General features: G+C 58.6%; 24 protein-coding genes and 3 pseudogenes. 11 read left to right on the top strand and 16 right to left on the bottom strand.

Going from position 1 to position 26,220, the window contains the following annotated elements; genetic code table 11:
* Positions 1 to 248 precede the first annotated feature (248 nt).
* Positions 249 to 902, top strand: coding sequence for a GntR family transcriptional regulator (locus tag RX331_RS23990; RefSeq protein WP_317252352.1), 654 nt, complete (start codon positions 249 to 251; stop codon positions 900 to 902).
* A 173-nt stretch (positions 903 to 1,075) separates the two neighbouring features.
* On the opposite strand, the gene RX331_RS23995 is transcribed toward RX331_RS23990, so the two are convergent.
* The 4 genes from RX331_RS23995 to RX331_RS24010 all read right to left on the bottom strand — a co-directional run bounded on the left by RX331_RS23995 (position 1,076) and on the right by RX331_RS24010 (position 6,146).
* Complete coding sequence (locus RX331_RS23995; RefSeq protein WP_317252353.1) at positions 1,076 to 2,335, bottom strand: Glu/Leu/Phe/Val dehydrogenase; 1,260 nt, start codon at positions 2,333 to 2,335, stop codon at positions 1,076 to 1,078.
* 153 nt (positions 2,336 to 2,488) lie between these two features.
* Positions 2,489 to 3,652 carry an FAD-dependent oxidoreductase gene (locus tag RX331_RS24000; protein WP_317252354.1) on the bottom strand — a complete coding sequence of 388 codons (1,164 nt, stop codon included), beginning with the start codon at positions 3,650 to 3,652 and terminating at the stop codon, positions 2,489 to 2,491.
* A 508-nt stretch (positions 3,653 to 4,160) separates the two neighbouring features.
* Entirely contained in the window at positions 4,161 to 5,174 is a 1,014-nt protein-coding gene (locus tag RX331_RS24005; protein WP_317252355.1) for an Ldh family oxidoreductase, read from the bottom strand.
* Positions 5,175 to 5,681: 507 nt separating this feature from the next.
* A complete protein-coding gene (locus RX331_RS24010) occupies positions 5,682 to 6,146 on the bottom strand; it encodes a hypothetical protein (protein WP_317252356.1) in 465 nt (154 codons plus the stop codon).
* 450 nt (positions 6,147 to 6,596) lie between these two features.
* On the opposite strand from RX331_RS24010, the gene RX331_RS24015 reads away from it, so the two are divergent.
* From RX331_RS24015 to RX331_RS24030, 4 genes are all read left to right on the top strand, one after another.
* Positions 6,597 to 6,773 (top strand): NIPSNAP family protein, encoded by a 177-nt coding sequence (locus tag RX331_RS24015; protein WP_317252357.1) that lies wholly within the window; start codon positions 6,597 to 6,599, stop codon positions 6,771 to 6,773.
* Positions 6,774 to 7,014: 241 nt separating this feature from the next.
* Complete coding sequence (locus RX331_RS24020; RefSeq protein ID WP_317252358.1) at positions 7,015 to 7,989, top strand: aldo/keto reductase; 975 nt, start codon at positions 7,015 to 7,017, stop codon at positions 7,987 to 7,989.
* Positions 7,986 to 8,228, top strand: coding sequence for a LysR family transcriptional regulator (locus RX331_RS24025; RefSeq protein WP_317252359.1), 243 nt, complete (start codon positions 7,986 to 7,988; stop codon positions 8,226 to 8,228). Before RX331_RS24020 ends, RX331_RS24025 begins: the two co-directional genes overlap by 4 nt.
* A gap of 68 nt (positions 8,229 to 8,296) precedes the next feature.
* Complete coding sequence (locus tag RX331_RS24030) at positions 8,297 to 8,599, top strand: LysR substrate-binding domain-containing protein (protein WP_317258225.1); 303 nt, start codon at positions 8,297 to 8,299, stop codon at positions 8,597 to 8,599.
* Positions 8,600 to 9,482: 883 nt separating this feature from the next.
* Here RX331_RS24030 and RX331_RS24035 read toward each other — a convergent pair.
* Positions 9,483 to 10,514: a LysR family transcriptional regulator gene (locus RX331_RS24035; protein ID WP_317252360.1), complete on the bottom strand. Its 1,032-nt coding sequence runs from the start codon at positions 10,512 to 10,514 to the stop codon at positions 9,483 to 9,485.
* A gap of 554 nt (positions 10,515 to 11,068) precedes the next feature.
* Here RX331_RS24035 and RX331_RS24040 point away from each other — a divergent pair.
* Positions 11,069 to 12,019, top strand: coding sequence for an AEC family transporter (locus RX331_RS24040; protein ID WP_317252361.1), 951 nt, complete (start codon positions 11,069 to 11,071; stop codon positions 12,017 to 12,019).
* A 59-nt stretch (positions 12,020 to 12,078) separates the two neighbouring features.
* Here the strand turns inward: RX331_RS24040 and RX331_RS24045 are convergent, their stop codons facing one another.
* The 8 genes from RX331_RS24045 to RX331_RS38925 all read right to left on the bottom strand — a co-directional run bounded on the left by RX331_RS24045 (position 12,079) and on the right by RX331_RS38925 (position 20,670).
* On the bottom strand, positions 12,079 to 12,900 hold the full coding sequence (locus tag RX331_RS24045) for an alpha/beta hydrolase (protein ID WP_317252362.1): 822 nt from the start codon (positions 12,898 to 12,900) through the stop codon (positions 12,079 to 12,081).
* A gap of 66 nt (positions 12,901 to 12,966) precedes the next feature.
* Positions 12,967 to 13,341 carry a cupin domain-containing protein gene (locus RX331_RS24050; RefSeq protein WP_317252363.1) on the bottom strand — a complete coding sequence of 125 codons (375 nt, stop codon included), beginning with the start codon at positions 13,339 to 13,341 and terminating at the stop codon, positions 12,967 to 12,969.
* 18 nt (positions 13,342 to 13,359) lie between these two features.
* Entirely contained in the window at positions 13,360 to 13,998 is a 639-nt protein-coding gene (locus RX331_RS24055; RefSeq protein WP_317252364.1) for an RraA family protein, read from the bottom strand.
* A 76-nt stretch (positions 13,999 to 14,074) separates the two neighbouring features.
* The gene (locus RX331_RS24060) at positions 14,075 to 15,400 is read right to left on the bottom strand and encodes an MFS transporter (RefSeq protein ID WP_317252365.1); all 1,326 of its coding nucleotides are present in this window, start codon (positions 15,398 to 15,400) and stop codon (positions 14,075 to 14,077) included.
* Positions 15,401 to 15,486: 86 nt separating this feature from the next.
* Complete coding sequence (locus RX331_RS24065; RefSeq protein WP_317252366.1) at positions 15,487 to 15,846, bottom strand: hypothetical protein; 360 nt, start codon at positions 15,844 to 15,846, stop codon at positions 15,487 to 15,489.
* Positions 15,846 to 17,522: a hydantoinase B/oxoprolinase family protein gene (locus tag RX331_RS24070; protein ID WP_317252367.1), complete on the bottom strand. Its 1,677-nt coding sequence runs from the start codon at positions 17,520 to 17,522 to the stop codon at positions 15,846 to 15,848. Before RX331_RS24070 ends, RX331_RS24065 begins: the two co-directional genes overlap by 1 nt.
* Positions 17,522 to 19,594 (bottom strand): hydantoinase/oxoprolinase family protein, encoded by a 2,073-nt coding sequence (locus tag RX331_RS24075; RefSeq protein WP_317252368.1) that lies wholly within the window; start codon positions 19,592 to 19,594, stop codon positions 17,522 to 17,524. Before RX331_RS24075 ends, RX331_RS24070 begins: the two co-directional genes overlap by 1 nt.
* 383 nt (positions 19,595 to 19,977) lie before the next feature.
* Positions 19,978 to 20,670 carry a LysR substrate-binding domain-containing protein gene (locus RX331_RS38925; protein WP_410708315.1) on the bottom strand — a complete coding sequence of 231 codons (693 nt, stop codon included), beginning with the start codon at positions 20,668 to 20,670 and terminating at the stop codon, positions 19,978 to 19,980.
* Here RX331_RS38925 and RX331_RS24085 point away from each other — a divergent pair.
* The gene (locus RX331_RS24085; RefSeq protein WP_317252370.1) at positions 20,564 to 20,800 is read left to right on the top strand and encodes a hypothetical protein; all 237 of its coding nucleotides are present in this window, start codon (positions 20,564 to 20,566) and stop codon (positions 20,798 to 20,800) included. The genes RX331_RS38925 and RX331_RS24085 overlap by 107 nt on opposite strands.
* 34 nt (positions 20,801 to 20,834) lie before the next feature.
* On the opposite strand, the gene RX331_RS24090 is transcribed toward RX331_RS24085, so the two are convergent.
* The gene (locus RX331_RS24090; protein ID WP_317252371.1) at positions 20,835 to 21,212 is read right to left on the bottom strand and encodes a LysR family transcriptional regulator; all 378 of its coding nucleotides are present in this window, start codon (positions 21,210 to 21,212) and stop codon (positions 20,835 to 20,837) included.
* 86 nt (positions 21,213 to 21,298) lie between these two features.
* Between RX331_RS24090 and RX331_RS38930 the strand changes: the two are divergent.
* The 4 genes and pseudogenes from RX331_RS38930 to RX331_RS24105 form a co-directional block, all read left to right on the top strand.
* Positions 21,299 to 21,846: pseudogene (locus RX331_RS38930) on the top strand (S8 family serine peptidase); the annotation flags it as partial.
* Between the two features lie 51 nt (positions 21,847 to 21,897).
* Positions 21,898 to 22,647, top strand: coding sequence for a S8 family serine peptidase (locus RX331_RS24095; RefSeq protein WP_410708004.1), 750 nt, complete (start codon positions 21,898 to 21,900; stop codon positions 22,645 to 22,647).
* Between the two features lie 220 nt (positions 22,648 to 22,867).
* Positions 22,868 to 23,032: a hypothetical protein gene (locus RX331_RS24100; protein ID WP_317252373.1), complete on the top strand. Its 165-nt coding sequence runs from the start codon at positions 22,868 to 22,870 to the stop codon at positions 23,030 to 23,032.
* A gap of 77 nt (positions 23,033 to 23,109) precedes the next feature.
* Complete coding sequence (locus RX331_RS24105) at positions 23,110 to 23,940, top strand: hypothetical protein (protein ID WP_317252374.1); 831 nt, start codon at positions 23,110 to 23,112, stop codon at positions 23,938 to 23,940.
* A 511-nt stretch (positions 23,941 to 24,451) separates the two neighbouring features.
* Here RX331_RS24105 and RX331_RS24110 read toward each other — a convergent pair.
* Both RX331_RS24110 and RX331_RS38935 read right to left on the bottom strand, forming a co-directional pair.
* Positions 24,452 to 25,006, bottom strand: a pseudogene (locus RX331_RS24110) (MFS transporter); the annotation flags it as partial.
* 18 nt (positions 25,007 to 25,024) lie between these two features.
* A pseudogene (locus RX331_RS38935) lies at positions 25,025 to 26,209 on the bottom strand (MFS transporter).
* Positions 26,210 to 26,220 lie beyond the last annotated feature (11 nt).

The raw sequence follows: 26,220 nt of genomic DNA on the forward strand, positions 1-26,220 counted from the left end.
AGTGTCATTTCCGGCGCCTTGGCGGACGCTGCTTAGACCCGGTTCGATGGCCAGCAGAAAGAATTTGTCAGGCGAAGCGCCTGCGATATGGACCTCTACGAGAATCGTGTAGTTTAGCAATTTAGTTGCCAACATGGGGGCGTGAGCTTGTTGAGGCTGCCGGGCGGCGTCAGCCGCGACGACTGATATGGCGTTTGCGTGAAAGTTCGTGTATTATAATACCGGCAATTGGATAAAAGGCAGGAAGAATGGCTAAAGCGACTTCTGCACCAGACGTAGTTCGCAACGGCTTAAGAAAGGCGATACTGACTGGCGAGTTTCCTCCGGGATTCCAACTTCGGCAGGAAGAACTGGCCGAGCGCTTCGGTACCAGCCGAATTCCTGTTCGGGAAGCTCTCCGGCAATTGGCGGCGGAGGGTCTGGTCGCGATTGAGGCAAATGTCGGAGCGACGGTAACAACTCTCAAACTCAGCGACGTCCTTGAAATGCTCGACATCCGCATCGGGCTCGAATGCAGGGCGCTGGAACTTGCGGTATCCAATATGGTTGAAGCGGACTTCGAAGCCTGCGCGAAGTTACTTGCCGCATACGACAAGAAACCGAAGGCATCGGACTGGGGAGAGATGAATCGGTCGTTTCATCTCGCGCTGTATGCCCCATGCAACAAACCCAGACTTCTCGAGCTGATTCAGAATAACTTTGACCACATAGGTCAATATACCCGAACCCAGGTGTCCTCAACCACTGGCAAAGAGAGGCCTCAAAAGGAGCACTACGCCATCCTTGAGGCCTGCCGAAGAGGCGACGTCGACAGTGGCGTGGCCCTCTTGAGAAATCACCTGCTTCACACGCAAAAGACTGTAATAGCCGCCAATCGATTTACCGGCAGGAAGATCGCTTGAAGTTGATTCGACACTAACCTCGCGATTTGGCTTTTCCAACCATTTCTGCGCTGGTGCCCGTCGCCGAGCACTCCATGTGGCTCGTCCAGCTTTCTGGCTAAGTTAAAGCGGCCACCGACATCTCCGCTCCTTGCTGACGTGGTGCTAGAGCTCCTTCGATTAGCCCCGAAGAATCACGGAAACAATCCGCGGAGCTTCTTACCCTCGCGTACTTTCTCGACGCCGATCGTCATCGCGGCCAAGCGATGAGAAATTCGATCCTTTTCTGCGCGCTGAACGACTCGTCCAAAGGTCACATCCAGAATGTCTTTTAGGCGCTCGTTTACCTCCCTTTCTGTCCAAAAGAGGCGTTGGAGGTCCTGAACCCATTCGAAGTATGAGACAATCACTCCTCCTGAGTTACAGAGAATGTCAGGCAGGACGAAGATATCCCCCCGCTCCTCGATAATTTGATCGGCATCTGGCGTTGTCGGACCGTTCGCTCCCTCCGCAAGAATGCGGCATGCGAGATGAGGAGCATTCGCTGCTGTAATGACCCGTTCGGTCGCTGCAGGCACGAGAATGTCGCACTTCAAAGTCAACAGATGGGCCGGATCCACGCTAGATTCGCTCGACCATCCTGCCAGGTGCCCCTTTCCTTTCACATGCTGTTCGATCGAGTCCAGCGGAAGGCCTGCCCGGTCGTAATATGCTGCAGTGTGGTCGCTTAAGCCGACGATCTTTACGCCCATCTCTCGTGCGAGAATATACGCTGAAACGCTGCCCACATTTCCGAAGCCCTGAACGATTGCTGTGCAAGCCGAGGGCCGCAGTTTCAACGCTTCGAGAGCAAGCTTGATAAGGTGCGCAACACCGCGCCCGGTCGCCTCTCGTCTTCCCGCTGTCCCGCCGATCGAGACTGGCTTTCCGGTGACCACCTCCGAGATGGCATGTCCCTTATACATGGAATAGGTATCCATGAACCAGGCCATGACCTGCTCATTCGTTCCCATATCAGGAGCCATGATGTCGGTGTTTGGGCCTACGAATGGAATCATCTCCTGCATATACCGGCGACTAACCGCCTCCAGCTCACGCGGAGAAAGCTTTTGCGGATCGCAGGCAACTCCTCCTTTCGCACCGCCGTAAGGCAGTCCGGCTAACGCGCATTTCCAGCTCATCCAAATCGCGAGAGCTGCGACTTCACCGACGTCAAGCTGCGGGGCAAACCGGGTTCCTCCCTTGGTTGGCCCGAGCGTCAGATGATGCTGAACACGATAGCCCTGGAAGACCTGTGTCTGTCCGTCATCCGTGTGGAGGGGTATCGAGACTACAATGGCTCGTTTGGGATAAAGAAGACGATCTCGATCCTGGTCTTCGATCTCAAGATGATCTGCCACAAGAAGGAACTGTTCTCGAGCCATTCCAAATACTAGGCCGGTGTAGATGCTCATGTGCTGTCTCTTCTTGAATTGGATGATGACGGACGGAGTTCGCGTGGAGCAAACACCAACGATTCCGAGCATTTCAGTAGTTGAGGAGATTACGTACTTGGCGAGTACTCGCCGAGATTTGCGATTGTTTGGTTGCTCGTCGGCCGAGCGAGATCAAATGATTCCACGCTCCGGGAGCGGCTTGCCATCCCGGATGCGCTGCCATCCAAGTCGTGTCAGGTCGATCGTTTGATAGCGGCCAGTCAGGATAAGTTCCGACATCGCACGCCCACATCCCGGCGCGTGCATGAGGCCGTGACCTGAAAACCCTGCGAGCATGTGAAAATTTTCCAGTCCGCCGGCTCCAGGCCCTATGATGAGATTTCCGTCGAAGTCATTTTGATCATAGAGGCCGGGGAGCGTATTTTTGACCTTAGTCCTTTCAAAAGCCGGAAACCGGTGGGCAAGGGCTGGCCAGACTACGTTTTCGAAATAATCGTGATCGGCGTCGAAGTTATATCCCCTCGGTTCATCAAGTGTAGGCACCCCGCCCGAATAGCCTCTTCCTTCGGGTCGAAATGCCAGCCGCGCGACGTCCTTGATGTATGGGAGCGGTTCGATCTTGCTCTCGCATTCGAAGTAATGTTCGTAACGACGCAGCGGTTCGATCGGAACAACAATGTCGAGCATCGCACAAATTTCCTTTGCCCATGCTCCTGCTGAATTGACGAACCATTCCGCTTGAACTTCGCTGCCGGAAGCTAGCCGCACCTTGCTCACGCTCGTCGCCGTACGCTCGAAACCGATGACTTCGTCCGCCACATACTCAACTCCCAGCGATTTGGCCTTCTTGCGAAAACCCTGAAGCACGCTGTAGGGGTCGAGCCAGCCGTCGTCCGGAGAATGAACCGCGGCGCCGAGATCAGAGACGTTCATCGATGGGAATCGCTCTTTCAGAGCGTCTGGCTCAAGCCACGCGACGTTGACGCCCAGCTCCTGCTCCGTCTCGAAATTCATTTTCAGCATGTCGCAGGCCGACGGCGGCACGATGAATAGGTAGCCGCCCTTCTTAAAGCCTATCTCGGCTCTTTCCCCGTCTACGGCCATTCTTTCCGGGAACGATTCGAAGAACGGTATACTGAAGTTCGAAAGCTCAATGTTTTCCGGGAGCGAGAAGAGCCTGCGGACCCCGCCGGAGGCGCGTGGAGTAGAGGCCTTACCGTATGTTGGGTCGCGCTCGGTCACGATTACTCGACATGCCGGCTGCGCCGCCTTGAGGAAATAAGCGACGGCCGACCCAATTGCTCCGCCGCCGATTATGAGTACGTCGGTCTTCATGGCTAACTATTACTCCTGTGAAGCCTCTGAACCTGAAGGGAACTCATTGCCGAGCTTGTACGGTCTCGAAGAATCCTTCTCTTCGATTTGACTTCACAGACTCCCCGCGCAACGGTGACCAACAGTTCGATCCTTTCATAGAGCGATCAACTCAGGATGATTTTGCCGTGTTGCGAGAATGCCTGAAGGCTTCATCGGCCTCCAGTTGACCCACGGTCCTGAACTAACACCGGGATATGCCTATGCCGCGGGGCGCGATTAGTTCATCCTGGTGCGACGGGGCGCCTGGAGAATTGTCGGCGGGGTTACCCCTGCGCAACTCGTCTCGCGTGGCGGTGCCCAGAACACGATCTTTCGGGTGTTTGCTACTCGTCATTCCTGCCAGCCTGAAACTCGAAGAGTTTATTATCCTATCTGTATATACTTGGCTACAATATTGTGTAACTTTTATTCAATTCGAGCCAGGTTGTTAATGGCCCAGAGTAAACTTCCTTGCTCGACGGAGCTTCTAAGCAGCCGGAAGCAGGGCACGAACCCGGTCTAAGGCATCTTGCTCCACTGGAACGCCGAGGCGATTCGCTTCTTCTCGGGCCTTCAGACGTCGTTCTCCCGGAAGACGTGCGCTCCCGTTTCCACAAATGCGAATGAGCAACTCCTCAACCCGATGGCGAAACCTTGCGCCCGCGCCCTTATCTGGATCGATGGCGATGATCAGTTGACCGGCGCGAGAGCTTTGGGCACCAGGGAAAGCGCCGGACGCATCTTCGAAGCCGAACTCCCCTCCGGTGACAGCGGCGGCGAGAAGCTCGACCATAAGCGCTATGCTGGAGCCCTTGTGCCCCCCGAACGGCAGAAGGGCGCCCCCTTCCAATATTGCTTTCGGATCTGTCGTCGCTCGGCCGGCAGAATCAACACCTACGCCCTCGGGCAGGGTTCGCTCGTGCTGCGCTGCCAACAGGACTTCGCCCTGAGCCATAATGCTCGAGGCTTGATCAAACACCAGCGCGGGTCCATCCGCGCGCGGACAAGCGAATGCCATTGGATTGCTGCCGAAGAGCTTTGAGGTACCACCACTCGGAACGAGGCGGCTACGCGAATTGAGGAACGCCAGAGCAACTAAACCCTGCTCAGCCAAAGGCTCCACATCTGGATATACGGAGGCAAAGTGATGGGAGTTTCGAATTGCAAGAGCAGCCACACCGCAAATGCGTGACTTCGAGATCAGCTCGTTGCGGCCGGCCACGAGCGCCACCTGGGCAAAGCCATTGCAGGCGTCCACGACAACCATGCCCGGCTGCGAGCCCACTACTCGTGGAACGGCGCGGCCGTCGACCCATCCGCTCTTCAGGGTCGAAACGTAACCTGGGACTCTCAAAAGACCGTGGCTTAACGTTCCGTCCCGCTCCGCACCCGCCACGACCTGCGCCACAATGGCAGCATTTGATGAGGTCATTCCATGTGCGGCAAACACGTGCGCAATGAGATCTACGAGATTAGCAAAGGAAATACGGGTGATTGGCATGGTCCTCATCACTATCCAAGTTGTTGCTTTGATCTAACGCTTCCGTGTGGTTTCGGCTCGATCTGGAGCAAATGTCTCGATCTTTTGGCGACTATCTTGCGCGCCGGCCACCACAAGTCGCCGTTCGCAAGACCTCAAGATAGATCTAGCGCAATCGACTGACGGTCGGTCCCATGGGAGGACTCAGTGATGCTCAGCTGCCCGCCGAGAGCGCCGACGCACCGGCGCCTATCCAGCCTCCCGCCTAGGACTGCGGTCTCGGAGAGCGAATCGCCGGTCAAAGCCTCGACCAACAATCGAATTTTGACTTCGGTTTCAGCAACCAATTCTGCGCTCACGTAAACAGTCATAACTCGTTTCCCAAGAACTAACCGAATCGGCGGCGGTCACCGCGGCCCGACGCACGAAGCGGCAAGCCTCACCAATCTCGGAGAGATGGCAGGTCGTCGCGGCTGATCTTGTTGAATATACACTTGACTGCTTTTGGATACAAACTAGTTTGTGCCGTCACTTGCCTACAAGAACGTCGTTATGTGCATTCTCTAGAGCATTCTTCTGGATGGGGACGATCAAAAACATTAGATCCAGCAGCAGATCGCGCGTCTTAAGGCGATCGATTGCGGCGGACAGATCGTTTCTGCTCCGAGCGATATGAAGTCGGCCTCCCGCCTCTAGGCCAGCAATTTCAATGAGACGAGCCTCGTAGTTGAAGTACGCATCCTCTCGTCTCGGATCCAGACAAACCGCCTCAGGCCCCTGCTCTTCCATGCGGATGAGTCCCTCGGCAATCTCTCGCGCCGCGTCTGCCGACACTAGACCCGTCTGCTTGAGCATCAGAACGTGAGCCTGATTCAAATCTGTCATGTACGTGAACGGACTCTTGAAGTCGCGCTCAAGTCTGGGACCGTATAGGTGCTTGCAGATCTCATCCCCGATTGCTTCAGAGAGACGACGGCTTACCTTCGATTCCATGTTCTTCGTCCTTTAGATCAGCCATGTGAACGGTTGTCCGCCTCATGCAACTTTTTGCCGAGGTGCATTGAGCCGAGGCTCGAGTCCCTCAGCGAACCGCGTCATGTGGAGAAAATCCAGAAGCAGGCCACGAAAGGCAGTGGAGTGAACTGCTCTACATCAGTGTACCGCCAGCGCGGCCAATCGCATCGGATGCAGACGCAGAAAGTTCCTGCTGGCTCATCAACTCAGGAAGAGCTCGAGGCGCAACATTGCCCATATGGATCACTTCTTTGACCAAGGCTGACCACAGTCAGGTTGCATTCCCGGGTTGAACCTTCCAGCTTACAATTGCTGGTAGTTTATCCGATACTGATGTATCTGTATACGATTTTCGGCATCGGCCTCAAGTGAAGTGATGCGCCAGATCCGCAAGACTGAAGGGTCGTCTTGCCTCAAGGACACACCCAAATGCTCTACGAGTTGCGCGTGTATCACTGCTTGCCAGGTAAGCTTCCTCTTGTGATGGCTCGCTTCGAAATGTGGACAATCAACATATGGAAGCGCCATGGCATCGATTATGTGGGGTTCTGGACGAATCTGGTCGGCCCATCCAGCAGCGATCTGAGCTACATGCTGCGTTGGTAGTCGCTCGCTGACCGAGAACAAAAGTGGAGCGCTTTCCAAGCAGACAAAGAGTGGGCGGAAGTGCAGGCCGAAACAGAACGAGACGGTCCGCTGTTGGCATCTATCACCATTCTCTGATGCAATCGACCAAGTTCTCGAAAAGCCCATGAGCTTTCCGTAGCACCGTAGCTCGTTCGGAGAACAAGCCTCCTCGTCATTGATCGTGTCTACGGCTTTATAGGCAAAAAGTAGGTCCATTCTCATGCTGTCACGAGTGCTCGGTCGTCAACAATTGGTGGTCTCTTCGCTGGGTTTCGGGTGCATGCGAATGTCCGATTTTTATGGCGGGGCTGACGAGAACGAGTCGATTAGAGTCATTCATCGAGCCATCGAATTGGGTAGTACCCTGTTCGATACATCGGATGCATATGGTCCGTTCAAGAACGAGGAGCTCCTCGGCCGCGCCGCCGTCGGCCGGCGTGACACACTGATCATCGCGACGAAATTCGGTATCGTGCGCGCTCCGACTGGCGAGCGGATCGGCGTTAGCGGACGACCAGAGTATGTCCGGTCCGCTTGCGAGGCAAGCTTGCGGCGGCTGAAGATCGACACCATCGACCTTTACTATCAGCACCGGGTCGACCCAAATACCCCAATCGAAGAAACTGTCGGGGCGATGGGTGGATTGGTAAAAGAAGGCAAGGCGCGGTTTATCGGCCTGTCGGAGGCCGCCGCTGCGACCGTTCGCCGAGCACAAAAGATACATCCGATCACGGCGCTTCAAACCGAATATTCGCTGTGGAGCCGTGATATCGAGGCGGAAATATTGCCAACGCTACGCGCGCTTGGCATTGGGCTCGTATCATATGCTGCGCTGGGACGAGGTTTCCTTACCGGCACGATCAAACCGGAGGAGCTGAAGCAAGGCGACAGTCGTCGCAATATGCCGCGGTTCACTGGAGAAAACTATAGAATGAACCGAGCGCTGGTTGCCAAAATCGCGGATGTCGCAGCCCGCAGGGGCGGTACAGCATCGCAAATCGCAATCGCGTGGATTTTAGCGCAGGGCGACTTCACTGTTCCTATCCCGGGTACACGGCGGATCAAATGGTTGGAGGAAAACGTTTTTGCTCTCGATGTTAAGCTAACGCAGGATGAAGTGAAGGAGCTGAGTGATGCCTTCGCGTTGGGCGCCGCTGTGCCTATCACTGGTTGGTCACGGGTGTTAGAGTCATGAAAGTTGGACGTTCTCAAAGCCGCAATTTTGCGTTTAATCAACTTCAGCACGCCATAGCAGCGGCAGACTACGGCAGCTTTCGACAGGCCGCCGTAGTCCTATCAATTAAGCAATCAACTCTCAGCCGTTCAATTCGGTTGCTCGAAGACAGTTTCGGAACTGTCATATTCGAGCGATCGGCCGGCGGAGTACGGGCAACACCGACTGGCCGGACATTCTTGCGGACGCCCGCTCGATAGTGGAGCAGCTAAACGGCCTTGCCAGCATTACAAGTGCAAGTGGCCCTGGTGAGGCAGGTCGGCTGGCCGTGGGCTTTTGTACATCTCTTACCGCCGGCAATTTGAGAGCTTCGCTCATGGAATTTCGGCAGAAATTCCCGCACGTCGAACTCGCCACGGTGGAGCGACCTCGCGCTCATCTTGAGACTGCGCTCCGTAACGGCACGGTAGACATTTTAGTCGTAACTGGAAACGTGCCATCGTCCAACAGCAACACAAAGCTTCTTTGGAGTGAACGTGTGTTGGTGGTTATGTCGGAAGAACACCCTCTGGTGACAAGAGAAGTCGTCTATTGGACCGATTTGCAGGGTCAAACTTTGATCTTAAGTTAGTATGATCCTGAGCGAGAGATTGAAGATCTGCTGATTTCGAAGCTAGTTTTGGCGGACGCCCGTCCTAGGATCGAACGGCACGACGTCAGCCGGGGGGTGGTAAAGAGCTTGGTTACAATGAACATTGGCGTCAGTCTTGTTCTCGAGCCCGACGTTGGAGCAAATTTTTCCGGCTTGGTTTACCGAGGACTCCGCGACGGAGGAGGGCCGAGCGTGTTGGGTTATTCTGCCTATTGGCTGAATGACAACGAAAATCCGGCGCTGGAAACTTTTCTTCAGCTGTTGTCCAAGCGCTACCCTCCTCTCATCTAGCGGCCTGCACCGGATCGAGCGGCTAATGCGTCAATGTCACTGGAGCTTTGCACCAGATTCACGCACGGTTAGCTTACCGTTCGCCACCTCTGTTTGCAGAAGCTTTGTGAATTCGGCAGGTCATGTCCACTCAGCGGTAGCCCCCATTTGAGCGAGACGTTCTTTCTGGCTGGGCCAGCGCGTTCTCCTTGCCGGCGGCAGCGGCGAGCGCATCTTTTCAGTCGCTGGCGCCACGACGAAGCTGGCAGATCAGGTCGCCAATCGAATCGACTGCCTAGCAACGCTGGGCGCGATCGCAGAGTTGGGCGTCATCCGCGTGCTCGACCTCGGTCCTGGGCATGCACTGGCTGAAGTGGTGCAGATCGTACAGCCGTCCGTGCGCTGAAAGCGACACCGCGTTGCGCAAGGCCGCACTTTCGGTGGTGGGCCTCCATCGGTGCCAGGCAGACAGGCCACCGTCCCCGCAGGTCAGTCCCAATACATCTGCGACCTCAATCCGCAATGCGCTAGGTCGCGAGCGCGCCATTCGAGCACAACGGATCACCCGCTCGGGCATGCAGCTTTACGCTTCTCATCTTCGGCGGCCAGCTGACCGCTGCCGAATTTCGACGAATCCATGCTTCTCCTTTCCCGCAACGACTTGGCGCAGCACTTCGAGAAGCAACTGGATGACTTCAGAGGCAACGCGCGACGGCGGCCGGTCGGCAAGGTAGATCAAGTACAGATCACTTGTGATTTCCGGATCGACGATCGGGCCGGCACTCAACGCTCCCGTCTCCAGCTCGTACTTGACGGCCCCAAATGGAAGCACGGCTGGCGCCATCCCGTGTCGCACAAGGTCCTTCAGAAGTGTGACGGAATCAATTTCCAGCTCAGCCGAAACTGACAAATTGAGGCTCGCCGCCCCTGCATCGAGCAAGCTCCTGATCGGATTTTGCAGTGAGGGAAGAAGAAGAGCTTTTTGGAGCAAGTCTGCAAGGCCGACAGGACCGCCATCGAACATTCCCGGCGGTCCGATTGCGAACAGGCGTTCCACCGCGAGGCATTCGCTAATCAACCTCGGACTATCAGGCCGCAGTCCGTTTACCAGAGCCACGTCGAGAGAGCCAGTCAGCACCCAATTTTGCAAGTAAGCGCTATATCCCTCCAATAAGCGCGGGCGAACGCGAGGTATACGCTCACGGCAGGTTTTAATCAGACCGGCCCCAGCCATCGCAATGACTGATGGCGTGGCCCCAACGATCACGTCTCCTACCAGATGTTTGCCTTCCGCCATGACTTGCTGACGAACAAGCTCCACATCGCGAAGGATCTTCGATGCACTGCCGTAGAGCATGATGCCCGCGTCTGTCATTTGCATCCCTCGCCCGTCTCTCTCGAACAGCGGGGTCTGCAGTTCGTCTTCGAGAGCGGCGATTGATCTGCTAATGGCAGGGCCCGCAACACCAAGATGAGCCGACGCGCGCGCGATGCTCTTCAAATCCGCGACGAATACGTAATACCGGAGCTGACGCAAATCCATGACGTTAGAAGCGGAGCGATCCACGGCAGGAGCAGGGGCCAATAAGCCGATGTTCGCTGCCGGGCCCTCGTTCGCGCTCAACTCGCATCTTGCGACGGATCACCATCGACAGGCCCCCTATATGGGTACCCCCCTACATCCTCGATCGTCCTTAAAAACTAAGTTTATACATTCCGGGGGCCGAGTCTATCCATAATACCGGTGCGGGGCCGCACGTTTTATTCTCCCACCTTGCGGTTTGCTCTGCCTGCACCTTTCTAAGTTTCTCCCACATGGAAGGGAGCACGCCTCTTGCCATGTCAGGCGCCGGATTATCAGGACGCCGATGATGACCGGATAGAAGTGCTTTGGACACCACACGGCTTGTCCTGCGGCTACTTGAAGGCCACCCGCCGACACTCGGTGCCATAGCGCTCACCACCATCAGCGCAGCATCGCCAAGCCTGTGAATCGTCCAATGCGGCACCGGATTTAATCCACGATGCCTTCCACCTGACAACGCGCGATCAGGAGCTTTCTCCGAACCATTCGTCCGGGTTCTACGCGATACGCCCAACTTAATTTTTCAAGTGGACTACGGCATTCGCCTGGACTAACTGTCGGCGTCACTGATTGATTTCGTCTCTAACTCAGCCATGAATGTACTTGAAATTGTTACCCCCACTTTCGGACTGATCACTGTCGGATACTTGGCAGGCGTCACAGGACTGATTTCCGAAGCAGCACAGAAGGGCGTTTCCGAGTTTGCCTTCTCGATTGCGATACCGATTTTGCTTTTCCGGACCGTCGTCATCTCCCAATTCCCGGCCGTAAGTCCCCTGCTGGTTTGGGGCACATATTATGGGGCTGTTGTTTTTGTCTGGATTGTCACTGTCGCTGTGTCGGCGCGCCTGCTTCGGTTGCCGCCTACGGCCGGGGTCGTCGCAGCCACTGCCGCGGTGTATGGCAACATTGCGATGCTTGGCATTCCTCTCGTGCTGACAGTATTCGGCCCGAACGCGGCGGGGCCGATGGCCCTGATCCTTGCGGTTAACACACCCTTGCTATGGCTCAGCGGAACGGTTCAGATCGCCTGGATCGAGAGAAAAGACAGCGCCTCGACGTCAGCGCTCTTGCTTCGCCTTACGCTCGACCTCGTGCGCAACCCCATGATCGCTGCGATCGCGGCCGGCTTTCTCGTGCGTTTGATCGGACTGGGCCTGCACCCGCTGCTTGATCGCATCTGCGAGCAACTCGCTCAGGCTGGTTCTCCGGCAGCCCTAATCGCCCTCGGTCTAGGTCTAGTACGGTTCGGGCTTCGCGGAGAAGAAGTGCCAAGCCTCGTCATCATGTGCGTTCTCAAGTTGGTTATCATGCCCCTTTTGGCCTGGATGCTGGCTTTCCCGCTTTTTCATCTGCCGCCCTTGGCCGGAAATGTTGTAGTTCTGTTTGCGGCCATGCCAGCAGGTGCGAACGCGTACCTGTTCGCCACACAGTACAGGCTGCTGGTAAACTCGACGTCGGCTGCGGTGACTTTGGGGACGCTCCTGTCAGCGATCACGCTGCCGATCCTGTTAGCCCTCCTGCTGGCGGCTGAGCCCGGCTAGCAAGCGCCCCTAATGCGTCATACGCAAGTTGCGGAAGTGACGACTTCCCTGAGCATAGTTCAGCGATTGCTGTCCGTGTCATTCACAAACTGCGCAATCTGCGTCCACATTGCGATCGGGTTGGAATACATTGGGAAATGACCGCACGCAGGTATCTCTGCCAGTCGCGCGCCCTTCGCACGGATGAGATTGAGATATGACAGGGTTGCGTTTTGCTCGCCGTACATGAACATCCTCGGGCAGCTCAGGCTGTTGAACTTCTCTATCAGTTCGTCACTGTCCGACATCTCGACCATGGAACGAAATATCCCTGGCACCGCTCCGGCCCGCACCTTGTAGTGAAGAGCAGAGGCGTAGAGAGCACTGGCATAGGCCGGCATATGCCTGGTACGTTCGATGAACGCCGCGAAAAATCGCTCTGCATTCTGCTCCGGGTATTGCACGATCTGCCGGCTGAGAAAGCAATCTTCCGGTGCGAGGTTTCCCTCAATGTCGACGAAACTGAGCACTTGTTCAGGATACTGGTGCGCCAATAGCAGCGCCGTAAGGCCTCCCATCGAATGGCCGACCAGATGAAACCGATCGAGCTTGAAGTGCTCGATAACGGTTCGTGCGGTCTTCAAAAGGAAGGGTATCGAGACCGCTGACAGATCTGCGCAATGTGTCTCGCCGCAGCCGGGAGCGTCATACGCCAGGAACGAATGGGCCGCGAGTGCCTCATGCCGGACGATGTCGGCGTAATCTTCCTTGGTAGACCCAAAGCCGTGCAGGAAAACAATCGGCGCCAGCGTTTCGTTGCGATGAATTGCCGACACGTTCAACTCGACCCCATCTACTCGCAGCGGCAGGCGAGTCAGGGCCAATTCACGAGATTCCTGCACGACTGTTCCCCTAAGGCGTCTGCCAGAGTGCTGTTCTCGCGTCCGAGCAAGACGCACAAGGATCGGCTAAGACTGGCCGAACCCCGAACCCGGCTTCTTGTACTCCGGCCGTGGCGGGCTGAAGATATCGAGTACGCGCGCTCCGTCGGGACCGGCTCGCATCGTGTGAGGGACGTTGCCCGGCGTGCGCCAGAAGTCGCCCTTCTTGACGGGAATCTCTTCTCCGCCTTGCACTCTGATCGCAGAGCCATCCAGGAGTACTCCCCACTGCTCCTCTGGATGGTGGTGCAGCGTTCCTTCGGCGTGCGGCTCGAAGTGGACAACCGAGAGCATCGCCTGCTCGCCCGAAAAGATGCGCGTGGTCAGTCCGGACGCCAGCTCGCGAAGCAAGCCGTCATCGGGAGCATCCAGATTGTGAAATTCGCGCTTTTGGTTCGTCATGTGATCCTCCATTACAGGTTAATGCCGTCCATAGGATCCCTCGTACCGGCCCTCGCGGATCGCCTTGAGCGTCTCGTCTTCACGGGCGATCTGGGTCTGGACTGCCTTGATAAGTGAGTCTGCGATCGCAGCTGGAAAGGACACGACGCCATCCTCGTCGCCGACGACGATGTCGCCTGGTGCGATCACCGACCCGCCAATCGACACGGGGACATTGATCGTGCCTGGGCCGCTCTTATAGGGACCGCGATGGATCACAGCGCGGGCAAAACAGGGGAAATCCGCGCCGGCGAAGGCCACGACGTCACGGATCGCTCCGTCGATGACGTAACCCGCCGCCCCCCTTTTCTCTGCGATATTCTTCATGATCTCGCCAACCAGCGCCCGCGTCTCATCACCACCTCCGTCCACGACGATGACGTCGCCGGGGCCGATCAGTTCGAGCGCTCTATGGATGGCGAGATTGTCTCCCGGTCGTGTCCGCACCGTGAACGCGGTCCCGACCATTCGCCCAGAACGATGGAACGGCCGCAATCCCACAGCGCCTGCCAGCCGGTCGAGATTGTCGCTGATCACCGAGGTCGGTGCAGACCTGAAAGCTTCGATGAGAGCGGCCGTCGGCTTGGGGACGCTCGCGAGCGCAGTCGTGATGGTCATGGGTTGTCAAACTCTTCGAATTCAAAGATCTTGTGCCGCGCATTGGCGATACGCGGCACGAAGTCTCACGCAAAGCTTAATCGATGTCGCGGCCGGCCTTTTCCGTTGCCGCGAATAATGCGACGAGGGTGATGGCAAGCGCGCCGGTCACGTAAGCGGGGATCGCGTATGTGTTGGGATATTCGCGCAATAGCGTCGCGAAGATCAAGGGCGCGAAGCCGCCGCCGAGAACACCGGCAAAGGTGTAAGCCAACGAGGAACCAGTATAGCGGACCCGCGTGGGAAACTGCTCGGTCACAAATGCACCCTGGGGCCCGAACATCGCGGCCTGGAAGATCATGCCGATGCAGATCGAGACGATGATGATGGCTGGTGACTTCGTGTCGAGGAGCCCGAACAGGAGGAAGCTGCCGACAATCGAGCCGAGAGCACCGGCTCCGTAGACCACGCGTCGTCCGATGCGATCCGAGAGCGCTGCAAGCAACGGGATTGAGATTGCATGCACTCCGGCTCCGAGCAAGACGGCAGTCAGGGCCAATGTCCGCGAAAGGCCGAGTTTCTGGGTCACATAGGTCAGCGTGAAAACCGCGAGCAACCCGTACACTACGTCGGAGCCGATGCGGACGCTGCCGGCTATCAGGAGGTTGCGCCAATACGAGCCCAGAACTTCCGCGATCGGCGCCTTCGTCGTCGCATGGCCGGCCTGAAGCTGGCTGAAATGGGGGCTTTCCTCGACGCTCCAGCGGATCCAGAAGCCGAAAATCACGAGGATCGCGCTTGCGAAGAACGGAAGCCGCCAACCCCAGAGCAGGAAATCCGCATCGTTCAGGACGGTGGTGGTGATAGCGATGGCGCCAGCAGCCAAAAGCGTTCCTGCCGAGGGACCCATTTGCGTCCAGGACGCGTTGAGGCCGCGATTCTTCGGATTGCCGTGCTCGACCGAAAGCAGGATCGCTCCAGCCCATTCGCCGCCAAGTGCGATGCCTTGAAGGGTCCGAAGCGAGACAAGGAGCAGCGGAGCGGCTATTCCGATACTGGCATAGGTCGGGATCAGACCCATTGCGAGCGTCGTGAAGCCCATGAGTGCAAGTGTATAGACGAGAACGGCGCGCCGACCGACTTTGTCGCCGAGACGGCCAAAAATGATGCCGCCGATCGGTCGCGACACGTAGCCGACTGCATAAGTCGAGAAGGCAAGAATGGTGCCGACAATCGGATCAAACGAAGGGAAAAACAGCTTGTTGAAGACTAGCGCCGCCATCGAATTGTAAATAACGAACTCGTACCACTCCAGCGACGTGCCGACCATGCTGGCGAGTGCGAGGCGGCCCATCTTTCCTGCTTTGCTCGGACCAACAGCCTCAAGCTGTGGCGTCATCGTCGTCTCTACGCTTGTCGTCATCCTCATCTCCTGCGGGTTATCATTGATGTGATCGTCGTCGTTGACACCCCGGCAAGCATCACGACGTTTGTTGACTTTGGTGAGCGTTACGGGCTGGTCGATTGTCTCTCATAGACCGCGTGGTGCCTATTGCGCGTGTGCGGACGCACCTCGCTTGCCCATCGTCCTGCTTCAACAGCCCTCGCCCATTCGTCGCTCTTCAGGACGTCAGGATGATCGATCTCATAGATGGCCGTATAAACAGGCTCCGGTGGCGGCATATTCTTGATGCCGTCCGCGATGGCGAACGCGAAGGGAACGCCCTTCACACGCGTGACGCTGCGAACGCCTGGCACCGTCAGAAGATGCGGCACGTGTTCGCCATCGTACACTTCGTTGAACAGGGTTTCATGGGCAGGATCAACGTCCATTGAAGCGATCAGGACAAATCGGGAATCGATCGGCATCAGGCACTCCGACGCTGCTTTTGTGGGAGATTGAATTGGAGGCCGTAGTCGCGTTCCGCCGCTTCAGGCGTGACATATCCGTCCAGAACGTCATCGAGAATGGCGTCACGGCTACGGCGTGTGACGGGACCGAAGCCACCGCCGCCCGGCAGCGAGATGGTTACGATCGTATCGGGCGGCAACATGCGGCTGAGCTTTGGTTGGACGTCCTCACCGTTTGAGCTCGTGATGGCACCCGTCGCGCCGGCCTTTCCTTCGTAAAGTCCGGGTGCCGGATGCTTGCAACGATCGTACATACCCGAGAACAAATAGGGCTTCTCGGTCAGCACCTCGATTTCCATAATCTGGCCGAGGCCGCCACGGTGTTCGCCGGCGCCACCGGAGTCAGGGCGAAGTGCTCTTTGATGGACGACCAGAGGCGTCAGCGCCTCGATAATTTCGACCGGGACACCTGCGACGCCGCTTGGATAGGACGTCGCCGAAAGTCCGTCGAGCCCTTTGAGCGCGCCGGTACCGCCCGTCGAGAACCACGTGTATGAGAAGAAGCGACCGTCACGTTTATCGAAGCCGCTGATATGCGTATTCCAGAGGCTGTCAGCCCCGGGCGCCATTACCTTGTCGGGCAGGATTCCCGACAACGCGCCCATGATGGCCGACGGCAGGAAGTGCCCGACCGTATGACGACCAGCAACGGGCGCGGGGTGCTGGGCGTTGAGGATCGATCCCTTGGCGGCGATGGTGCGTATGGGGATGAACGAGCCGGCGTTGTTGGGCACATCCGGCGCGATTGCACATTTCACGCCATACGTGGTGTAAGCGACCGTATAGTTGAAGCCGACGTTGATGCCGAGATCAACCGTTGACGAGGACCCTTCATAGTCCACAATCACCTCATCGTCCTTGATGGTGACCCTGGTATGGAGCTCGATCGGCGTATCGAACCCATCGATCGTGATCTCGAAGGGATGAGAGCCATTGGGCAGGGCGGCGATAGCCGCTCTCATCGCCCTCTCGGTCCGCAAGATAATGGCATCGGCGACCTCTTCGATGTCTGCGAGACCGAACTCGTGAAGGAAGGACTTGAGCTGTTTCGCGCCGACTTCATTCGCGGTGATCTGCGCGTGGATGTCGCCGATCACCTCGTCGGGCGTCCGCACATTGGCAGCGATCAGCCGATAGACGGCGTCGACCGGCTCGCCTTGCGAATGCAGCTTCATGATCGGAATGAAGAGACCTTCTTCAAAGACGGATCGGGCATCGCAGGACAGGCCTCTGCCTCCGATATCGAGCGCATGGCAGCAGTTCGCAAAGAGTGCCACAACCCGTCCGTTATAGAACACGGGGGTGGCAATTGTTATGTCGTGAAGCTGGGAGACAGTGATCCATGGATCATTGGTGATGATGACGTCGCCGGGCTGAAGCCTATCGATCGGGAACGTCTTCAGGATGTGCTCCATCCCGGTGGCCATGGAATTGATGTGGCCCGGTGAGCCGGTGACCGATTGGGCCACCATGCGGCCGCGCCGATCGAACACGCAGGCAGACAGGTCTTCCGCGTCGCGCACAATGGAGGTGAATGACGAGCGCATCAGTGCTGCCGCCTGCTCGTTCACAGCAGCAATCAGCCGCCCCCACATGATATCGAGCGTGATGGGGTCAAGTTCCTTGGCGCTCATTAGGCTACCTCGATATCGACAATGAGATTGCGGTTCTGATCGACGCTGATTTCGCCGGGGCCGTTGATCACCACGGTCGATTCACGCTCTTCGATGATGGCAGGGCCCTGCAGGTGGTCGCCGGCTCCGAGCCGGTAACGATCGTAAACCGGGACATCGATCAGGCCTGCGTCGGGGACGTAGATCTTCCGGAATCCCTTGCGGGGATTGTCGGACTTGGAGGTGGTAATCGGCAGCTTGAAATCGGGCTTCGGACCTGCGGCTACGACGCGCCAGGACATCACGTCGATCGGCGTATTAGGCACGGTGTGCCCGTAGAGCTCGGTGTAGACGCGCTCAAACGAGGCCACAATCTCAGCGATACTGTGCGCCCCCAATTCGCCAGCCGGGATCGGAACGCGAATGTCGAACCCCTGCTTGCGGTACCGCATATCGGCCCAGCGGCGGAATGAAACGTCCTCATCGCTCATTGATAGGGCGAGACGCGTGCGTCCCTCGTCCTCCATCTCCTTGAGAGCGCGATTGACCTCTTGCCACTCCATTTGCTCGAGCTTTGCCGGGCTCGATCTAACGAAGTCGAAGGCGAGCGGGGCCGTCAGGAAGCCGACTGCCGACATGACGCCCGCGCCGAAGGGATAGATGATCTTCGGCAGCTTCAGGACGCGAGCGACGCCATAGGCGTGCACTGGACCTGCCCCACCGAAGGCGAACATCGGAAACTGGGAGATCATGCGGCCACGCTCGATGGCGTGGATGCGGGCAGCCGAGGCCATCGCTTCGTTTGCGAGCTGATGGATGCCCCAGGCCGCCTGGATGGCGTCGAGCTCAAGGGGCTCGCCGACTTCTTGGATAATTGCACGTTCAGCGGCGGCCTTGTCGAGCTTCATATCTCCGCCGAGGAAGAAGCCCGCATTGAGGTAACCAAGGAGGAGATCTGCATCCGTAACCGTTGGCAGTTCTCCGCCTGCTCCATAGCAAGCGGGCCCTGGCACCGAGCCTGCGCTATGGGGCCCGACCTTGAGACGGCCGAGTGCGTCGATCTGGGCAATCGAACCGCCCCCAGTGCCAATCTCGATCATTTCGATCACGGGCACCTTCACCGGAAGGCCGCTGCCTTTCTTGAACTGATACTGGCGATCGACCTCGAATTCGGGGGCCAGGAGAGGCTCGCCATCGACGATGAGGCAGGCCTTGGCGGTGGTGCCGCCCATATCAAAGGACAGAACATCGGAGAGGCCGAGCGAGTTTGCATAATGCGCGGCGGCAAGAGCCCCGGCAGCCGGGCCTGATTCAACGAGCCGGATGGGCGCCTCGATGGCTTGGCTGGCGGTCAGAAGACCGCCGTTTGACTGCATGACGTAGAGACCTGCCGCCTCGCTCAGCTCGTCCCGCGTGCGCTTTTCAAGCCGCGTCAGGTACTTCTCGGCAATGCTTTTGACGTAGACGTTGCAGAGCGCCGTCGTCGAGCGCTCGAACTCCCTGATCTCCGGCGAAATATCGCTGGACAGTGTGATCGCGACGCCAGGCAGCTTTCCCTGCAGGATGCGGCCAACAATGCGTTCATGATCAGGACGGACGTAGGAGTTGATGAGGCTGACCGCAACCGCCTCAATGCCGATGCTGCGCATTTCCTCGGCGATCTTGGCTATCTCCTCCTCGTTCGGTGCCTGGCGGATTGTGCCATCGGACAGAATTCGCTCGGAGACCTCGAAGCGGTGGCGGCGACGCGCAATTGGTGCAGGGCGGCGAAGCCGGAGGTCATACATGTCGTAGCGGTGTTCGCGGGCAATCTCGACAGCGTCGCGGAATCCGCGGGTCGTGACGAGCGCGGTGAGAGCGCCCTTCCGCTCGATCAGCGCATTAGTAAACAGCGTAGTGCCGTGGACAACATGCGACACTGATCCCGCGTCGCCGTTGATCACCTGCTTGATGCCATTGATGACGCCGTTGTCGGGCTGACGAGGCGTCGTTAAGACCTTGCCAAGGCGAAACAATCCGGTCGTATCGTCGACGAGGACGATATCTGTGAATGTCCCCCCAATATCGGCGCCTAAACGCATCCGCTCCTCCACATTCAGGATTTCGTAGGATTAGCGACAATGCGGTGACGGTCGAATTACTGTTTGGGCAATTCAGCTTTAACGGCTCCATGTTGGCCTGCTCGAACGTTCTCGCAGGTCTCGAACCTCAATGAAGCCAGGCCCCGTCCGGCACGCTCCGGCGAAGTTTCGAAAGTATCCCAAGGGCTTATTCGCCCCCCTCCCCCGGGGGGCGAGGCGGGTCTGCGAGACAGGTGCCATTCAACTCGCATCCACTTTGAGGCCCGCGATGGGCGGCCGCTCCAAACCGCTGTTTCAAGAGACGCGATTGACGGTTCCGAATACAGGTGCGGCGGGAGCCGGACCTCGGCGAAGTTAGCGGGGCAGAGACTGCTAGACCAAGGCTCGTTGCGCTATCAATCCGCAAAGCGCGCGGCGCTTCGACGCGAGGCTCTGCGGCAGCTCGAGGCGGAAGGCATCGTCGACAACATTCCCAACCAGGGGCCGGTCGTAGCTCGTACCCGGACGAGGCGCGCCAGCACTACGACCTCAGGTTGACGCCGGAGGGCCTCACCGCCAGGATCGTCGCGGAGAAGATTTCCGACGCCGAGACCAAGGGTGCGGCGGGCAACAGCGTCGTCAAGGGCTTCGTGACCGTAACCCGGGCGTGGCTCAGCTATCTCCATCCGATCGTGCTGTCGCAACCCGAACGGCTGAAGGAGAATGCGATCGAGATCAAGGCGATCATCGACGCCATCATTGCCAGGAAGCCGCAGGCGGCGTGGCAGGCTGCGGTCAATCACGTCAACATGGGTGCCAAGGCGACGCTCAAGGTGCTGGAGCAGCTCGAGGCGGTGCTCGGCGAGCGAAACGAGACTGAATTCACGCGTCAGGTTGGGCTCGACGATGCGGCGCGCATGAATCTCGCTCTTCAACAATTCGCTTCCCACGGTTGACCTGGGCAGGATACCGCATCCCAAGCCCGCTCCGAGCGCCGTGCGCATGATGTTCAGCGAATCGATTTCCAGCTTTGGACTGGGCTTGATCTGGTTGCGGAGAATCTGCGCCTGGATAATTGCACGCGAGGTCGGCGACGTGAGCCCGAGCACGGCGCCCTGCGGTATGTCGGCAAATGCGATGGGCGAATTCGAGCGCCCGATGATCTCGGATATGCCGATCAGAAAGAGTACCTTTCTCAAGAGGGATTCGCGCTGCTTTCGCGTATCATTCGATGATTGAACACAAGAGCGAAATCGAGTACTCCGGACAGCACCTAACCGGTCAAATGCGGGCTGAGCCCCTCGCTTATGTCAAATGCACGTTGGGACAGGCCCTCTCCCACACTGCGCATGATAGGCAAGGCGCTGACGGCGCCTGCGGTATGGCTGAAATCGATCGCAACCGGTCCGGTAGCGACCTCCGTGAACATCTTGACGTCGATTTCTGCCTTGGTCATGGCAGAAAGGATGGCGCCGGCATGTTCGTAGAGCCTGCGCCCTGCCGAGGTCAGCACAGTTCCTCGCGGTCGCCGATCCAGCAGACTGGCGCCAAGTTCAGTCTCGATTTCCGAATCATGGTGGCTCAGTGCCGACTGGTCGATGTTGAGCGCTTCAGCTGCACGGGCAAACGCGCCCGAGTCTGCGACCGCCACGAAGACTCGAGGCGCCGCGCAACAAGATGAAGGACGTTGCCGCGTTCCGCCTTGTGCGCGCCGTCCGCCCGATGCCGCCACTGCGGATGTTGCGGCCGACCATCCGCACCGCCGGCGTAGGATCCGATTCTGTTATCTTGCCGAAGGAAGGCCCGGTCGATCCAAAGATACGCGCCGCGATCTTCGATGGCGGGCTGCCGGCGAAACACCCCTTGACGAAATGGGCTACGCCCATTGATGCGCCGGGCGTTGGCGCACCAGAGGATAGTCTTCTTCGCCACGGCGTCGGGGTCACCTCCGCGTTCCTATTCGGCCACCTTCAGCCCAACAAGCCGGCGCCGCGGCCGTTCGCACCTGTGCATCACTACCGGGTCGTCGATACGACGCCTGGCCAGAACCCGTACGAGCTCTATGAGGTGCTTGACCGGATCAAGAACGTGTTGGCGAGCACCAAGTACGACTTTATCAACCTCAGCCTCGGGCCCGAGCTCCCCATCGACGACAACGAAGTCCACGCCTGGACGGCGGTGTTTGATGACTTCCTGTCTAAGGGCGAGTGCCTCGCGGTGGTGGCGGCTGGCAATGGCGGCGAAGGGGATGAAATAATCGGCGCCAACCGGGTTCAGGTCCCTGCCGATTGCGTCAACGCGTTGGCCGTCGGCGCGGCGGATCGCCCCGATGCAGGATGGTTCGTGCTGGCTATAGTTCCGTTGGCCCCGGGCGCAGTCCAGGCCTCATCAAGCCCGATCTTGTGGCATTCGGTGGATCGACGGCGCGACCGTTTCTGGTCTTGCGCACCAAGGATGCGCCGAAGATCGAGCCGACGGGCGGCACTAGCTTTGCGGCCCCCTCCGTGCTGCGCATGGGCTCGGGCGTTCGCGCGCATCTCGGTCCGCTTCTCAACCCGCTCGCCATCCGCGCGCTCCTGGTCCACTGCGTTGAGACTGCAGATATTCCGCACGCCGAGATCGGCTGGGGCCGCCTCCCCAACCATCTCGACGACATCGTGATCTGCAACGATGACACCGTGCGCGTCGTCTACCAGGGCACCGTCACTGCCTCAAAGTACATTCGCGCGGCGATCCCGATGCCAGACGAAGAGCTGAAGGGCATGGTTAAGGTCAAGGCGACGCTCTGTTACACGACGGAAGTTGATCCACATCACCCAAGCAACTACACGCGCGCCGGACTCGACGTCGTCTTCCGACCGAACAAGACCGTGTTCAAGGACGACGATGCCGCGCACGCTGCCAGCAAGCCGTTCTTCGGCAAAAGCCGACCGCAAGTCACCGAAGAAGAGTTGCGCCGTGACGCGTGGAAATGGGAGAACTGCCTGCATGGCGAAGGTAATTTCCGGGGCCGATCGCCCCCCTCTTCGACATTCATTACAACGCGCGCGCCGAGGGGCATGGCATCCGCCAGTCGCGGGAGCTGAAATATGCGCTTGTCGTGTCCGTGACGGCGCGGCGCGTGACGGATCTCTACGAACGCATAGTTCGGCGCTACCGTGGGCAGCTCGAAGCTCTCGTCCCGCCAGTCGAGATTCCTGTGCGCGTCCAGAACGAAGATGAACCGGAATAGTGAGTCTTGCATCTTGCCTTCCCTGCTCTTGTGATGGCGAACGTCGCGGCCGCGCTTACGCCTTGTGCGCAGCCATGCTCGATGCGCTCGCGCCGACATCAACGATCTGCAGCCAATCACCGGCAAGCACGACCTTGTCAGGCGTTGCCCGCGAACGTCCTCGTCGCGCCCCCGTCCACGCCAAGGCGATGTCCGTGATCCTGACGACGCCCGACGAACGTAAACATCTGGATGCGTGAGGCGGCCGCATTGTTGCAAGAGCCACTCACTGATACTCGGCTTGCCGAGGTCATGCGGGGATTCTAGAAGGAAACAAATGACCTGGGTTATCGGCGCCTCCTCAATCTTCGGCTACGGCGCGATCATGGCCGACGTCCGCATCACGTTTTCGAACGGCGACGAACGAGACATGCTGCAAAAGGCCTATCCGCTCGGCCCCTACATCATCGGCGGTTTTGCAGGCTCGGTGAAGATCGGTTTCGAACTTCTGCACTCGCTCCAATACGGCATGGCGCCTCCCGCTTCCGCAGGGCCGCCGGTTTCGATTTGGACGTGGGAGCCGGTTGGCGTCGCACATGAATGGCAGCCAATTGCCAAAGCTATATTCGCCAACGCTGAACCAGGCGAGCAAGCCTTGCAGTCGCACATCCTTATGGTCGGCATCAGTCACGAAGACCTCACTCCTGATGCGGTCAAAGCGCCGAACGTTATCCAACGGCCGCGCGCCGTGATCATCCGCATGATGTCACCCGAATTTAAGCCCCTCGTCACGAACAGGCCCTTATCCGTCGAGCATATCGGCAGCGGCGCATTCGTCGACAAATACGTCGATCTGATGAAACACTACTTCGATCCAATGTCCGGCACACTGCAAGCCGAAACGGCTGCTTTTGGCATGTGGCCAAAGATGCTCGCGCGCGGCATCCGCCAAGTGGTTAGCGATGATCCAGTGGGGGGCATAAGCCCACACGTCCACATCTTAGTCTGCCGGAGCGGTCAGATGTTCATGATGAACAACGACACAACAATCGTTCCGACGGGCAAAGATCCGATCGAGTTCAAAATGCCAAAGGTCGCGCAAAGCTATTCCGAATTCTTAGCCATGTGCAGCGCAACGGGAACTATCGCGGCAGGTGCGCGAAGTTAGTTGGGGTGGTGCGTGGCGACGCCGACGGACCTCGTGTCCGAGCCACATTGCCCGTGAGCTTCGATCCTCGTGCAACCGATCCTCTTCGGCGCCAAGGGGAGACTTTACCTTGCAATCGGCGACTAAGCAGCCTTTCACGGGGGGCTGAATCTTACGCTGCGTTGCGCTCCTGCCGCCATACGAACGCACGAACGCGAAACCGACTCTTCATCAAGGCTTGCGAGAGTGGCGGTACAGCATTTCGTCCAGCATGCCTAAGAGCGACTACACTTAACTGCTGATCACGCTTCGCTTTTCTCGTTCAGTTCGTCCAATCCATCATAGGGGCAACAGAAAATATGAAACTACTGATTTTACTAGTTTTATTATTTTTTTCAGTCACTTTCGTTGATTTCCTGCTGTACTGATCAGGTCCCATTTTTGCTGTTTTTCGCTTGTTTTTAGGCCCTCGGTACAGCAATGCTGTACCGAGAAGGTCCATGCTGTACCACAAATGACGGGTTTGCGGAATGGGTACAATCAGGTTCAAGGGCAACCCGAGCACGATGTGCGCCACGGCCCACGCGAAGCAGGTCTCCCGCCAGCCGATGGTCTCGAGACCTAGAGAACTGAGCGGCCACCCGACCGTGCTGGCGAATCCGGCGATCAGAGTGAGACCGGTGATCGAACTGCGCGCGTCGCTGCCGTAGATGCGTCCGAGCGTGCCAAACGCGGCGTCGTAGAGGCCGAGCCCCATGCCGACGCGAGCAGCAGCCAGGCCATCGACATGGTCCAGACTGAATTCGACGCGCCGAGAAGAGCGAGCCCTGCGGCGAGAACGACGTTCGACGCACAGAGCACCTGGGGCCCCCGACCCGGTCGATCTGGCGACCCACGCGAGGCCCGAGCAGTCCGGAGATGCCCATCGACGCCGAGAACGCCGCGAAGAACCAGTTGCTGGAGATCCGAGATCGCGAGCGATAGGGTCGGCGAGGATGGCAGGCAGGTAGTAGCTCGATCCCCAAGCGAGCGTCTGGACTGTGCCCAGCGATACGATGACACCTAGTCGGCCGCGATCCCCGTGCATTCCCTCTTTCCGCGAGCGCTACCTGGCGAGCGCGCCTGCGTTGCGTTCACCTGCGCGAGCCCAGAGGAGTGCAAGCGGTCCGATGGAAATCCCGACGGCGAGCACCATGAAGACTAGCAGCCACCTGGTCGCGCTTTGCGGCCCACCGGCGTGATCGAGCGCCAAGCCTGTTCCCCAAGCCCCCGCGGCCGATAGTCCGAAGCCGACGGTGGAATGATGAAGCGCAAGCGTGGCGCCGCGATGATCGCGCGCGGCGGCCGCCGACATTCCGGCGGTCAGTGCGCCTGAATCCGCAGGCACTGTCAGTCCGTAGGCGAGGAGCAGGAGCGCGAGAGCCCAAGCCGGCGCGCTCACGCTCGCACCGAGGATGAGAGCTTCCGCCGCCGACGCGATCATCACGATCGTGATGGCGCGGTGGCGGCCGAACTTCAGCGCCGTCTCATTGCCCAAAATGCTGGCGGGCATGGAGAGAATGGCGAAGACGAAGCTGACCGCGACCGGCGATAGCCATGTCGGGGCACCCTGATGCCCGATCACGAAGGTCCAGAATCCGACGAGCCAGGTCCGGATGCCGTAGAGTTCGAAGCAATGGGCGCCGTATCCGAGAATGTAACCGAGCGCCTCCCGGTTCGCGAAAACCGGCTTGAAATCCAGGAGGCGCCCCTGCTTAGGCCCAGGCTGGCGGGCGTCCATCAGAGGCACGCGATGACCATCGCCACGGGGCCCGAGCCCGTCAGAACGAAGGCCCAGCGCCAGCCCCACGCGTCTGCGATGATCTGTGCAATCAGGAAGGAGAGGCCCACTCCAAGCGAAAAGCTGGAGGTGTACAGCGTGACCGCGCGCGACGTGTCGCCGGCCAGCAACCGGTCGGTGAGCGCCTTCAGACCGGCATGTAGGCGCCGGCAAAGCCAAGCCCCGCCAGAGCCCAGATGACGGTCGCGGTTCAGAAGCCTTGCGCGAAGAGGCCGAAAACGATGGTTGCGAGGCCGCTGACGATCGAGCCACACAGCAGCACCAATCGCGCATCGATCCTATCGGTGAGCGTCGTCAGCACCGGCACGGCGAGCATGTAACCGAACGCATAGCCGCTCGCCATGAGGCCGCCCTCCGCCCGCTCAGTCCCCACGCTGGCATGAGGTGCTGGGCGAGATTGGCGGAGAGAGCGACGTGCGGCAGCAGATTCCCGATCTGACCGAGGCACATTGCGACGATCA

Source organism: Bradyrhizobium sp. BWA-3-5 (assembly GCF_032917985.1).
Taxonomy (GTDB): domain Bacteria; phylum Pseudomonadota; class Alphaproteobacteria; order Rhizobiales; family Xanthobacteraceae; genus Bradyrhizobium.